Genomic DNA, 12339 nt, shown 5'->3' on the forward strand with positions numbered 1-12339 from the left:
GCCTCAGCAAGCCGGTGCCCAGCGGCCCGTCGGCGGACAGCCGCCCGCCGACCAGACCCGGCGTATCCCGCAGGACCCGAACCGACAGGACCCGAACCGACAGACGGCGGCGAATCAGCAACCTCCGTCACGTCCCGCGGGCGCCCCGCCCGGCGGCCGCCCCCCGACCCCGCCGCCCACCGCCCGAGGTGGCGGGAACGGTGATGGCAAGGGAGGCGGCGGCAAAAGAGGTGGTAAACCGTCACGGTGGCGCACCGTCCGCCGGATCGGATACGTGGCAGTCGCCCTCGGCCTGATCCTCCCGATCCTCACGTTCATGGTTGCCTACATCGCCCAGGACGTGCCTCGGCCGGGGGATCTCAAGACCAACCAGGTCGCCACGATCTACGCGTCGGACAGCTCGACCGTGATCACCAAGGTCATCCCACCCGAGGGAAACCGCACCGAGGTACGGATCGACGAGATCCCGGAACACGTCCGCAACGCCGTGCTCGCCGCCGAGGACCGGGACTTCTACACCAACCCGGGCTTCTCGATCAGCGGGTTCGCGCGCGCGCTCCGCGACAACGTCCTCGGACGCGAGAGTGCCGGTGGTGGCTCGACCATCACCCAGCAGTACGTCAAGACCGCCCTCGTCGGTTCGGAGCGTTCGCTCGTCCGAAAGTTGAAGGAACTGGTCCTGTCGTCGAAGATGGCGAACCAGTGGTCGAAGGACGACATCCTCGCCGCGTATCTGAACACCATCTACTTCGGTCGTGGTGCGTATGGCATCGCCGCGGCGTCCAACGCCTACTTCGGTAAGCCGGTCGGTGAGCTGAGTGTCGAGGAAGGCGCCGTGCTGGCGTCGTCGATCCAGCTGCCGTCGCTGCTCGACCCGGAACAGAATCCCGATGGCGCCCGGTCCCGCTGGAACTATGTGCTCGACGGCATGGTCACGGCAGGCACCCTCAACGCCCAGGACCGTGCCGGCATGCAGTACCCCGCCTATGTGCCGCTCGCCGAACTCGACAACGGCGACCAGACGACCGGGCCGGACGGCCTCCTCAAGAATCAGGTGTTGCAGGAACTGTCCGCGGAAGGCATCGACGAGCAGCTCCTCAACACCGAGGGGCTCGAAATCACCACGACCATCGACCCGCAGGCCCAGGCTGCGGCCCTCGACGCGGTACGTGACACGCTCGAGGGTGAGCCGGACGAACTGCGCACGGCCGTCGTCTCCGTCGATCCGAACACCGGAGCCGTCCGCGCGTACTACGGCGGCGAAAGCGGCATCGGATTCGACTTCGCGCAGTCCGGTCTGCAGACCGGGTCGTCGTTCAAGGTGTTCGGCCTGGCCGCGAACCTCGAGCAGGGCAATCCGTTGTCGACGCTCTACGACAGCGGTCCGCTGACCGTCAACGGCATCTCCATCGGCAACGTCGAGGGCGAGCAGTGCGGCCAGTGCACCATCGCCGAGGCGTTGAAACGTTCGCTGAACACCAGCTTCTACCGGATGATGCTGTCGATGGACAACGGTCCACAGGCGATCGCGGACATGGCACACACCCTGGGTATTCCGACGGAGATCCCGGGCGTCGGGGAAACCCTCACCGAACCGAACGGTGCGGGCCCGAACTACGGCATCGTCCTGGGTCAGTACCAGTCCAGGGTCATCGACATGGCGTCCGCGTACGCGACTCTCGCCGCATCCGGCACCTACCATCAGCCGTACTTCGTGCAGAAGGTCGTCACCGCCGACGGCAACGTGCTGCTCGACCGTGGCATTCCGACCGGTGAGAAGGTCGTCGACGACGCGGTTGCCGACAACACGACCGCGGCGATGCAGCCGATCGCCGCGTACTCCAACGGGCACGGCCTGGCAGGTGGCCGCCCGTCTGCGTCGAAGACCGGCACCGCGCAGCTCGGTGACACCGGATCCAACAAGGACGCCTGGATGGTCGGATACACGCCGTCGCTGTCGACCGCGGTGTGGGTCGGTACCGAGCAGGGCTTGCCCCTCGAGAACAGCTGGGGCGGAATGATCTACGGTTCCGGTCTGCCGTCCGACATCTGGAAGGCGACGATGGACGGCGCGCTCGAAGGGACGGACGTCGAGAAGTTCCCGACGCCGGACCCCATCGCAGGTCAGGCCGGCGTGCCGTCCTTCACCGCCGAGGTCACCGCCGTGCCGACGCCCACCGGCCCGCCTTCGACGACCCGCACGATCCCGACACTGCCCGAGATCCCGGAGATCACGACCCGCAACGTCGAGATCCTGCCCGGTGTGACGATCCCGCTGCCCGGTGTCGCGCCGCAGCAGCCGACGACCACTCTGCAACGACCGCAGCGGCCGACGGAGACGACGACCGAGTCCGACACTCCGGGCTTCGGCACCGAGGAGGATCCGGGCTCCGGTGAGGAGACGGAAGGGTCCGTCGAGGAAGCCGTCCCGGTTCCGGGCGGGCGCGCCAACCAGTTGCCGGGTGGGATATCACCAGAAAGGTAACGTCGCGTCCTGTGTGCGACAAGGCAGCGATCGGCAGTTCGACGGGTGGACAGGCGAAGGTTGTGTCGCCGGCCCCGCTCGCACCCGACCTTCGCTCGGCGGATTGGCGCGACACTCCCGGATGGAACGATCCGATGGTGTCGCGCCTGTCCACTGCGATCGGCGGGCCGGTCGGCCGGTACGCGCTGCTCGGCCGGACCCGCTTCTTCACCCCGTTGCGAGCGTTGTTGCTGCTGGCCGTGGTGTTCTTGGCCTTCGGCTGGTTCACGAAGGCCGGGTGTATTCAACAGGCGCCGCTCGGGCCGAACGGTGAACTCGGGCTCGATTGGCGCGGCAGCCGCCAGTACGTCGCGATGTGCTATTCGGATGTGGTGCCGCTGTACGGCGCCGAACGCCTGAACGAGGGCGCGTTCCCGTATGCGACGTCGTGGGAAGAGCCCGCCGCCGATGGGGGAACCCAGATCCGCTACATGGAGTACCCGGTGATCGCGGGGCTCTACCAGTATGTGTCGATGCGGGTCGCCAAGGCGTGGGACTCCGCGTCGTGGCTTCCCGGTGGCCTTCAGGTGGCGATCTACTTCAACGTCGTCGCTCTCGGTCTGGCGATGGCGTGGCTCGCGACTGTGTGGGCGACGGCGCTGTCCGCGGGCCGCCGAATCTGGGATGCCGCGCTCGTCGCCGCGTCGCCTCTGGTGATCGTGCACGCCTTCACCAACTTCGATGCCCTCGCCACGGCCTGCGCTGCCGGTGGCCTGCTCGCCTGGGCGCGCCGCCGACCCGTGCTCGCCGGTGTTCTCCTCGGATTGGGCGGTGCCGCAAAGCTGTATCCCCTGCTGCTGCTGGGACCGTTGTTCCTGCTGTGCTTTCGCGCGGGCAGGATGCGGGCGTTCGGCCGGACCGCGACGGCTGCCGCAGCCGCCTGGCTGGCGGTGAACCTGCCGATCATGCTGCTGTTCCCGCGCGGATGGGCCGAGTTCTTCCGCCTCAACACCGAACGGGGCGCCGACCCCGATTCGATCTACAACGTGGTGCGATCGCTCACCACGTGGCCCGGGTTCGACCCGGCGACGTCGAACTCGGTGTCGCTGTTGCTGTTCGCGGCCGCCTGCGCGGCGATAGCGTGGTTCACCCTCACTGCCGCGCGCCGACCGCGGCTGGCTCAGTTGTGTTTCCTGGTGGTTGCGGCGTTCCTGCTCACCAACAAGGTGTGGAGTCCGCAATATTCGTTGTGGCTGGTGCCGCTCGCGGTACTCGCACTCCCCCATCGCCGCGCGTTGCTCGCCTGGATGGCCGTCGATGCGCTCGTGTGGGTTCCGCGCATGTACTACTACCTGGGCACCGCGGACAAGGGGTTGCCCGAGCAATGGTTCACCGTCACGGTCTTGATCCGGGACGTGGCGGTGCTGGGTTTGTGCGCCATGGTCATCCGGCAGATTCGGCGACCCGCCGAGGATCTCGTGCGCTACGGATTCGTCGACGACCCGGTCGGCGGCGTTGTCGATCAGGCCCCGGACGCGTTCCCGCGCTGGTTGCCCCGACTTCTCCGACCCCGCGCCGAACGGGATTCACCCACGAAGTCATCCGAAGGGACGACGCGGATCACGAATGTCTCACCCTAATCTCGGCACTGATGTGCGGAGTGTCTCGGCAGGAGCGTGAGGAGGCGCTGTGGCAGGAGATCACCGTGGCTCGGCGGGTCACGCGGCATCCGGGGCGACTCCGGGTGAGCTCGCGTGGGAGGTGGCCCGCGGAGATTCGTCGGCGATACCGGCCTTGTTGAGGGTTCTCCACCCGCCGGTGGCCGCCTATTGTCGCGCTCGTGCCCGCGACGGTGGTCTTTCCTTCGTCGCCGCCGACCGGGTCGCGCTCGACGCGTGCCGGACCGTGCTCGCCGAACTCGCGGCGCCCACAGGGGCGAATCGTAATTTCGCGACGCTCGTATACGAGGTCACGTCCACTGCCATCGACCGTGCCGTCGGCACCGGCACCGGCACCGGCACCGGCACCGGCACCGGCACCGGTACTGCGGCGCGCTTGCGCAGGGAAGTGCTGATTCTGCGCACCATCGTCGGGCTCGATCCGGAACAGACCGCGGTGGTGCTCGGTACCAGTCCGGGCCGCGTGCGGAGGGAACAGCATGCGGCGCTGCAATCGCTGCGAGCAGCATGACCGTTGCCCGCACGATGTGATGACGACCTCGCTGTAGACGGTTACCACGTCCGCCGAGTGCCGCTAATATCCGAAACATCTCTTTTCGGAAGGTCGGGGGACCTGCGGCGGGTGCGCCGTTCGAGGAGGATCCCGTGGGACCTGAGGCACAACCCCGCGCCCGCGCGGCGCGTACACCGGCGCCCCCGGCGCTGTCCCCTCGCGAAGTCCAGATTCTGCGTGCCTGGCTGCGATCCGATTCGAAATCCGACGTCGCAGGCAAGCTGCTCGTCTCCGTGACCACCGTCAACACGCATCTGAGTCGCATCCGGGAGAAATACACCGCGGCCGGCCGATATGCGGGCACCAAGGCGGCGCTCACCGCCCGGGCATTACAGGACGGCTACGTCACCCTCGACGAGCTGTAGGTGGCTACCACTCGTCGATCGTCGTCAAGCCGTCCTGCAACGCCCGCGCGAACAGTGCGGCTTTCGTGGGTGCGCTGCGGCCGACCGACGCGTATTTCAGCCGGATCCGGGTGATGTGGGTATTGAGCGTCGACGGTGAAACGAACAGCTCCCGTGCCGCCTGAGATTTCGAATCCGCGGCCAGCCACGTCAGCAGCACCTCCACCTCGCGTGCGCTCAGCAGCGGGCGGCTCACCAGCGACGAGCGACGCCGGGGTGCATTTTCCAACGCAGACACGGCAGGTCCTTCCGGAAAGAAACGAACGGGAGTCGGCGCGAGTGCGCCGGAACTCATCGTCACCGCAACCGAGGTGCCTGCGGAAGTGCACCGACCGGTCCGATACGGAATCCATACGGCACAAAACTCGTCTACCTGCATCGATACGAAAGGGTTCGGATGACCGACCAGAGGTCTGAACCTCTCGATCCACACGGAATCGGCACCCGTGCACAGTTCGCGGAGGCCCTGACCGCGCTCCGCACCCGGGCCGGACTGTCCGTTCGGGACGTCGTCACCGCGTCCGGCGCTCTGCACGGGACGGTCGCCGGTTGGTTCGCCGGTCAGCACCTGCCGACGAAAGCCAGCGCTTCCGCCCTCACCGCGGTGCTTGCCGCGTGCGGTGTCGACGACGACGCATCGGTCGCCGCGTGGCAGGCCGCCGCAGGCCGGGCTCGGCACGCTGCGAGCCTGCGGACCGACAAGGCCGCCGTACCGTACCGGGGACTGGCGCCGTTCGAGGAGGAGGACGCCCCGTGGTTCTTCGGGCGTGACGTCCTCGTCGGCGAACTGCTCGCGCGTGTCCGCGCGGCAGCCGTCGGAACCGCCGACCGGGTGACCCTCGTGATCGGACCGTCCGGGGCTGGGAAGTCCTCGCTTCTCCGTGCCGGCCTGGCCGCATCCGCCGCCGCTGCCGCCGACCTCGCGTCGTGGCGGCCCACCGTCGTCACTCCGTCCGGGATCGGCGTGCCCGCGCTGGTCGCCGCGCTCACCGCGACGGAACCGTCGGTGCTCGTCGTCGATCAGTTCGAAGAACTGTGGACGCACTGCGGCCCCGACGACCGCGCGACCGTCCTCACCGCGCTGGCCACCGTCGGCCCCGACGTCGTGGTGGTGCTCGGCTTGCGTGCGGACTTCTATCCGGCTGCCGCGCGCGAACCGATCCTGGTGCCGATCCTCGCGGCGGCTCCACTCGTCGTCGGCCCGCTCACCGACGCGGACCTCGAGACCGTCATCGTCGCTCCGGCGGAGAAGGCCGGTGCCACCGTGCCGGGTGACCTCGTCCGGGTACTGCTGTCCGATCTCACTCCGCGCACGGCCCGCACGGCGACCGATCCGGGTACGTTGCCGCTGCTGTCGCACGCATTGCTCGGTACCTGGCAGCGGTCGCGGCGCCGCACCCTCACCGTCGCGGACTATCTGGCTACCGGTGGTGTCTCCGGTGCCGTGCAGCAGAGCGCGGAGGAGGTCTATTCGGATCTTGCCCCGGACCAGCAGTTGCTGGCCCGGCGGATCTTTCTGCGGTTGGTCAATGTGGACGAGGACACTCAGACCCGTCGCCGCACACCGTGGAACGAATTGGCGATCGGTGACATCGGCGATGTCACGTCGATCGTCGATCGTTTCGCGGCGCGCAGGCTGCTCACCGTCGACGAGGCCACGGTGCAGTTGTCCCACGAGGTGCTTCTCACCGCATGGGAGCGACTGCGCGAGTGGATCGACTCGGACCGCGCCGGCCTGGAAGTGCACCGACGCCTGACCCGAGCGGCGCGGGTGTGGCAGGACAGTGGCCGGGACATCGGCGCGCTGCTCGCCGGTGGACGGCTCGAGCTGATCGAAGAGTGGGCGGTCGGCGACCGGCGGGACGTCCTCAACCCTCTCGAAGCGGACTTCGTCGATGCCAGCCTCCGCCATCGCGACCGGACCGTCCACGCCGAGCAGCGCCGGACGAGGGTGCTGCGGCGCCTGGTCGGCGCACTCGCGGTGGTGTCGGTGATCGCGGTGACCGCCGCTGTCGCCGCCGTCGCGTCGGGGCTGCACGCGAACGATCGACGCGCGGAGGCGCAATCGGCGCGCGACGAAGCGATGTCCCGGCAGATCGCAACGGTCTCGGCGCAATTGCGAGCCGTGGATCCAGCATTGGCGGCGCAGCTCGCGGTCGCCGGCTATCAGGTCAGCGACACTCTGGAGTCGAGGTCCGCATTGCTGGATGCGACGGCGGTGCACGCGCCGACCCGGCTCGCGGGACCCGAAGGAGGACTCGTCGCGCGCATCGATCCGGATGCGCGGATCGTGGCGTCGGCCGGGGCGGACGGTGTGGTCCGACTCTGGCCGATCATCGACGGGCGGCCCGTCGCGAAGCCGATCGCCGAGCTACCGGTGTCGGACGGCGCGCTGTATGCACTCGAATTCGGCCCTGACGGACATACTTTGGCTGTTGGTGGCCAGGGCGGTGCACGGCTGTGGGATGTGCGAGACACGGAAGATCCGCGTCTCCTGGCGGAGTTGGCGGAGCCGGGCCGGGTGATCCACGGATTCTCGTTCGATCCCACCGGAACCCGGCTGGCCGCGGGCGACGCCACCGGCCGGGTCCTGCGCTGGAACATCGACAACGATCAGGCGAGAGTACTTCCGGAACTTGAACAGTCCAGCGCAGGAGCGGTATTCGTCGCCTTTTCCCCGGATGGGCGAACGCTGGCATCGCTGGGCCGTCAGGCGTCGATGCGGCTGTGGGACACCGGCGGCTGGGGTGCGGCGATGACGCCGCGTTTCGAACTGCCTCCGGACGGCTCGACGGTGCACTATCTGGATGCGGCGTTCGCGCCGGACGGTGCCACCCTCGCCGCGGGCACGACCCGTCGTGAGGTGGCCAGGTGGTCGCTGGCGGGTGATGCGCCGCCGGTGCCGCTACCACCGCTCACCGGATTCTCCAGCTACGTCAACGATGTCGAGTTCGATGCCACGGGCACTTCGGTGGCGGCGGCGAGTTCCGACAACACCGTGCGGATCTGGCGGACCGCGGGCGACGAGCCGATCGTGACCCTTCCCGGTGCCAATCCGGTTACCTCGGTGCGCTTCTCGCCCACCGGATCGGCGATCCTGACCGGTGCGCTCGATGGGCACGCGCGGTGGTGGCCGCTCCCCGGACCGGCACTGCCCGGGGCGCAGGACACGGTGTACGTCAATCCGATCGGCGCAGGTGCCGTGCTGCTGTCCGGAACCGGCGCTCGTGCAACACAAATTCCGTTGTGGGACATAGCAGATCCGCGCCAGTCACGTCCGCTCCCGCCGTTGGTCACGGACCCCGGTACCCAGACCGGTGCGGCCGCGCTCACGAGCGATGCGACCCTGGCGGCCGTCGGGACGGGAGCCGGTGCGGTGGCGCTGTTCGATCTGACCGACCGTGATGTACCCAGAGCACTGGGATCCACAGCGCCCGTGGTGGCGGGAATGGTCGGGGTGGTGGCCTTCGATCACGACGGCCGCCGCGTGGCGGTGTCCGCGCAGGACGATGCGACGGTCGCTGTGATGGATGTGAGCGACCGGAACGCACCGCGGATCAGCGGCACCTTCGCGGCCGGAAACTACCCGCAGATGATGTCTTTCGCTCCCGACGGCACGCTGGCGGTATCGACCGCAGACGGTGAGGTCGAACTGTGGGACACCGGGATGCCGGAACCGGTGCGGCTGTCGACGGTCGGTGGTTTCGACAGTCAGGCGCAGGCGGTCGCGTTCGCTCCGGACGGTGCGATGTTGGCCGCGGGAAGTGCCGATCGCAGTATCCGGTTGTGGGACGTCACCGATCGGCGGGCGCCGCGCGATCTCGCCCGGATCGCCGGCCCGGCGGATGCGGTGTATTCGCTGCAGTTCTCACCGTCGGGTGATCGGCTCGCCGCAGGCGTCGGCGGTGGCGCCGCATGGATCTGGGACGTGCGGGAGCCGGAGCGACCGGTTGCCTATGCCGTGCTGTCCGCCTCCGGCGCCCGCGTCAACGATGCGACGTGGGCACACGACGGGAAGATTCTGGCCGGGGGCGGACCGGACCGGCTCGTGCGATTGTGGACCACCGGCACCGATGCTGCCGGGGCGCAGGTGTGCGATGCGGCGGGGTCCGCCATCTCGGAGGACGAGTGGGATCGATTCCTGTCCGGTGTTCCCTACCGAAATCCTTGTGCGGGAACGTAATCGATTCGGCGTTGTGTCGATTCGGTGTCGTCGGATCACCGTCGTGGCGGCACGAGACGGCCCGCCGCTTTTCGGGGCGACGGGCCGTGTGCCGAGATGGATCGTCTACGTCAGTAACTCGACGACATCGCGGCGGCGAACACGACCACGTAGAACAGGACGATCACGACCCACACCGCAACGGATGCCACGACCGACCAGATCGCGAACTTCTTGGCATCTTCGGCAGCCTTGCGTGCGGCGTCGAACTGGCCTTGGGCCCAGAGCGTATTGACCTGGTTGGACTTGATGATCGACACGATGCCGAGGGGCAGGCAGCACAACACGGTGGTGAGAATGCCCCACACCAGGTTGTTCTCGGGTGGTGGCCCGAACTGCGGAGCGCCGGGGTACTGCCCGTAGCCGTAACCGCCGGGTGCGGCCTGAGGATTGAATCCATCCGGATTGCTGGGCGGATACTGCGGATACTCGTTCATGTCGGTCCTCGCTCGTCGGCCGGATATTCGGTCTGTTCCGCACCCGGAGCGTGAATTAAACCAGTTCGAGCCCGGACTCGCAGTAGTCGACCGGCGCCCGTATGACGCCCTACACCCGGAGCGACGAAAACGGCTCGACCGGGATGTTACGAATCACGAACCAGGCCACGACGATCACCAGCACGATCCGCGGAGCCCAGCGCCACTGGTGCCATGCGGCGTACCGCCGGTCGCGTGCTCGACCCACGGTCCACACCGCGAACGACCACGCCAGGACCAGGACCGCGAGCACGCCGACGGCGTTGTACCGCAGTGCTGACGGAACATCCAGGTGTAGAAGTGAATACAGCATGCGTGACGAACCGCATCCAGGGCACCAGACACCGAACAGGGCGCGAGTGGGGCACGGTGGGATCGGTCCACCCGGGGTGGTGGGGTCGGCCCACACCACCGCGGCGCATGCGCACGCGGACAGGGCCACCACCCCGGCGGGTGCGGCGAGTCGGGTCAGCGCGGCGCGCATGGTCGTAGCCCTCGGTTGCATGGGATTCGGATCCGCCGGACTCCTCGGGATTTCAGGGCTGTCCCGGAGCGTCGGCGACCCTGGCCTCCAGTCGGGCGCGGGCGGCCGGCCAGTCGTCGTCGGTCATCGCGAACAGTGCGGTGGTCCGCCAGCTTCCGTCACGGCGGCGGCGGTGCTTGCGCAGCAGCCCTTCGAACTCGGCACCGAGCTTGGCGATCGCGCCGCGCGAGTGCGCATTGCGCTCGTCGGTGTGCCATTCCACGCGCACCGCGTCGAGTTCCTCGAAGGCGCGGCGCAGTAACAGCAGTTTCGCTTCCGCGTTGATGCCGGTGCCCTGCGCCGAACGCGACAACCATGTGGAGCCGATGACGAGTTTCCGGTGTGCCGGATCGAGCAGATAGTAGGACGTGGTGCCCACCACCGAGCCGGTGTGGGTGTCGACGATCGCGTACGGAAGCCGGTCGGGGTCGTCGATCGCGGCTCGCGCGAATGTTTCGGCGTCGGCGAGTTCCCGGATGATCACCGAGGTCCACCGGAAGATCGCCTCCGCGTCGTCGACGGACGCGAGCAGCCCCGATGCGTGTTCGGGGGTGAGCGGTTCGAGGCGGACGCGGATGCCGTCCAGAACGGGCTGCCGATACCAGGATTCGCTCATGGGGCACGTCCAGCGGTGGTCATCGGCCTCGGTCTTTCCGGATCCGTCGGGGCAGCAGTGTGCATCCGCAGCGATGCGCGCGCGAACACGACGAAGAGTACGACCAGGAGGGCCGCCCGTCCCCACACGCCCACCTGGGTGAGCAGCAGCGCCGTCGTCATGTCGCGTTGGCCGCCGGTCGCGGCGAACCAGAGAAAGATGCCGACTCCGATCGCGGCGTCGGCGACCAGATACGCGACTATCAGCGGCCAGCGGATCCGCACGAGCACCAGCAGCGGCAGCAGCCACAGGGTGTATTGCGGGGAATGCACCTTGTGCAACAGCAGGAACGCGCACAGCATCGCCGCGCCGATCGCGATCCACGGGTAGGTGCCCTCCCTCCGGTAGCGGCGCCACCCGATCGTCAGGGCCACCGCGAACGCCACGCAGATCAGCAGCGGTGACAGCAGGGCGACGAGTCCGTTGTACGCGGGTGTGACGTCGGTGCCGTCGTAGCCGCCCAGGATCGGGCGCAGTCCCCAGAACCAGATCGAGTTGCTCGTCGAGTCCGCCGCCCGGTTGGTCTGGAACTCGAAGGAAGCGCGCCAGCCCGGATAGCCGAGCAGCGCGAACGGCAGATTGACGGCGATGACGGTCGCGGCGCCCGCGGCGACGACCGCGACGGCGCCGCGCACGTCGAAGCGCGCAGGTGCCGTGTCCCGGCGAGGGTGATCACCGCCGGTGAGGACGTAGGCGACGAGTGTCAGCAGGAAGATCCCCGGATACAGCTTCAGGCAGAAGCCGAGGCCGAGCAGGATCGCGGCGATCACCCCGCGGGTGCGCAGCGACCAGCGGTTCGTCGCGACGATCGCGATCGCGCCCACGGTCGTCGCGACGACCGGAAGATCCCAGTTGAGGAACGCGTAGAGCACCAGCGGCGGCGTCGCCGACCACAGCAGCGCGGCCCAGCCGGCGAGCCGGCCCAGCAGCCACGCGGTCAGCAGACCGAACGGTGCCAGCAGCACCGCCGACCAGAACAGGAACTCCGCGTCGGTGTGTGCGGGGATCGCGCCGAGCCACATCAGCACACCGCTGAGCACCGGATACTCGACGGTCCCGCCGACGAGGTCGCCGGTGGCGGTGATGTTGCCGTCCAGGAACGGGAAGCGATGAAGGTTGATGTCCCGCCCGATCCACAGTTGCTGGATGTCGGAGTAGCAGACGTCGGCGTCCTTGACCGTGTCGAATCGCAGGGTGCGGCCGAACTCGTCGAACAGCGGTCCGGCGCAGCGTGCCTTGTTGAGATAGCCGAGGAGAAGCGTGACCGCGCAGACGACGACGGCAACGAGCGCGGGGGTCCGGGTGCTCGTGCGCATTTCCCCACCCTAGGCGAATTTCGCTGGTCAGGGATGGGTCATGTACC

The 12339-nt window shown here is 68.2% G+C and carries 10 protein-coding genes; 5 read left to right on the forward strand and 5 right to left on the reverse strand.

The window, feature by feature from the left end:
• Positions 1 to 265: 265 nt before the first annotated feature.
• From WAX14_RS08830 to WAX14_RS08845, 4 genes are all read left to right on the forward strand, one after another.
• Positions 266 to 2485, forward strand: coding sequence for a transglycosylase domain-containing protein (locus tag WAX14_RS08830; protein ID WP_422627735.1), 2220 nt, complete (start codon positions 266 to 268; stop codon positions 2483 to 2485).
• 11 nt (positions 2486 to 2496) lie between these two features.
• Positions 2497 to 4104, forward strand: coding sequence for a glycosyltransferase family 87 protein (locus tag WAX14_RS08835; RefSeq protein WP_422627711.1), 1608 nt, complete (start codon positions 2497 to 2499; stop codon positions 4102 to 4104).
• A gap of 49 nt (positions 4105 to 4153) precedes the next feature.
• Positions 4154 to 4654 (forward strand): RNA polymerase subunit sigma-24, encoded by a 501-nt coding sequence (locus WAX14_RS08840; RefSeq protein WP_422627712.1) that lies wholly within the window; start codon positions 4154 to 4156, stop codon positions 4652 to 4654.
• A 134-nt stretch (positions 4655 to 4788) separates the two neighbouring features.
• The gene (locus WAX14_RS08845; protein WP_422627713.1) at positions 4789 to 5061 is read left to right on the forward strand and encodes a LuxR C-terminal-related transcriptional regulator; all 273 of its coding nucleotides are present in this window, start codon (positions 4789 to 4791) and stop codon (positions 5059 to 5061) included.
• A 4-nt stretch (positions 5062 to 5065) separates the two neighbouring features.
• On the opposite strand, the gene WAX14_RS08850 is transcribed toward WAX14_RS08845, so the two are convergent.
• On the reverse strand, positions 5066 to 5479 hold the full coding sequence (locus tag WAX14_RS08850) for a response regulator transcription factor (RefSeq protein ID WP_422627714.1): 414 nt from the start codon (positions 5477 to 5479) through the stop codon (positions 5066 to 5068).
• An 18-nt stretch (positions 5480 to 5497) separates the two neighbouring features.
• Between WAX14_RS08850 and WAX14_RS08855 the strand changes: the two genes are divergently transcribed.
• Positions 5498 to 9283, forward strand: coding sequence for a helix-turn-helix domain-containing protein (locus WAX14_RS08855; protein WP_422627715.1), 3786 nt, complete (start codon positions 5498 to 5500; stop codon positions 9281 to 9283).
• A gap of 110 nt (positions 9284 to 9393) precedes the next feature.
• Here WAX14_RS08855 and WAX14_RS08860 read toward each other — a convergent pair whose 3' ends face one another.
• The 4 genes from WAX14_RS08860 to WAX14_RS08875 form a co-directional block, all read right to left on the reverse strand.
• The gene (locus WAX14_RS08860) at positions 9394 to 9759 is read right to left on the reverse strand and encodes a CD225/dispanin family protein (protein WP_422627716.1); all 366 of its coding nucleotides are present in this window, start codon (positions 9757 to 9759) and stop codon (positions 9394 to 9396) included.
• 109 nt (positions 9760 to 9868) lie between these two features.
• Complete coding sequence (locus WAX14_RS08865; protein ID WP_422627717.1) at positions 9869 to 10303, reverse strand: DUF2752 domain-containing protein; 435 nt, start codon at positions 10301 to 10303, stop codon at positions 9869 to 9871.
• Positions 10304 to 10334: 31 nt separating this feature from the next.
• On the reverse strand, positions 10335 to 10937 hold the full coding sequence (locus tag WAX14_RS08870; RefSeq protein ID WP_422627718.1) for a GNAT family N-acetyltransferase: 603 nt from the start codon (positions 10935 to 10937) through the stop codon (positions 10335 to 10337).
• Positions 10934 to 12292 (reverse strand): hypothetical protein, encoded by a 1359-nt coding sequence (locus WAX14_RS08875; RefSeq protein ID WP_422627719.1) that lies wholly within the window; start codon positions 12290 to 12292, stop codon positions 10934 to 10936. Before WAX14_RS08875 ends, WAX14_RS08870 begins: the two co-directional genes overlap by 4 nt.
• Positions 12293 to 12339 lie beyond the last annotated feature (47 nt).

The organism is Rhodococcus sp. (in: high G+C Gram-positive bacteria) (assembly GCF_049299235.1).
Lineage (GTDB): Bacteria > Actinomycetota > Actinomycetes > Mycobacteriales > Mycobacteriaceae > Rhodococcus.

What these genes read in the sequence shown, in the direction of transcription:
- WAX14_RS08850 (WP_422627714.1), bottom strand. Translation starts at nt 5,479, where the DNA reads ATGCAGGTAGACGAGTTTTGTGCCGTATGGATTCCGTATCGGACCGGT.
- WAX14_RS08855 (WP_422627715.1), top strand. Translation starts at nt 5,498, where the DNA reads ATGACCGACCAGAGGTCTGAACCTCTCGATCCACACGGAATCGGCACC.
- WAX14_RS08860 (WP_422627716.1), bottom strand. Translation starts at nt 9,759, where the DNA reads ATGAACGAGTATCCGCAGTATCCGCCCAGCAATCCGGATGGATTCAAT.
- WAX14_RS08865 (WP_422627717.1), bottom strand. Translation starts at nt 10,303, where the DNA reads ATGCAACCGAGGGCTACGACCATGCGCGCCGCGCTGACCCGACTCGCC.
- WAX14_RS08870 (WP_422627718.1), bottom strand. Translation starts at nt 10,937, where the DNA reads ATGAGCGAATCCTGGTATCGGCAGCCCGTTCTGGACGGCATCCGCGTC.
- WAX14_RS08875 (WP_422627719.1), bottom strand. Translation starts at nt 12,292, where the DNA reads ATGCGCACGAGCACCCGGACCCCCGCGCTCGTTGCCGTCGTCGTCTGC.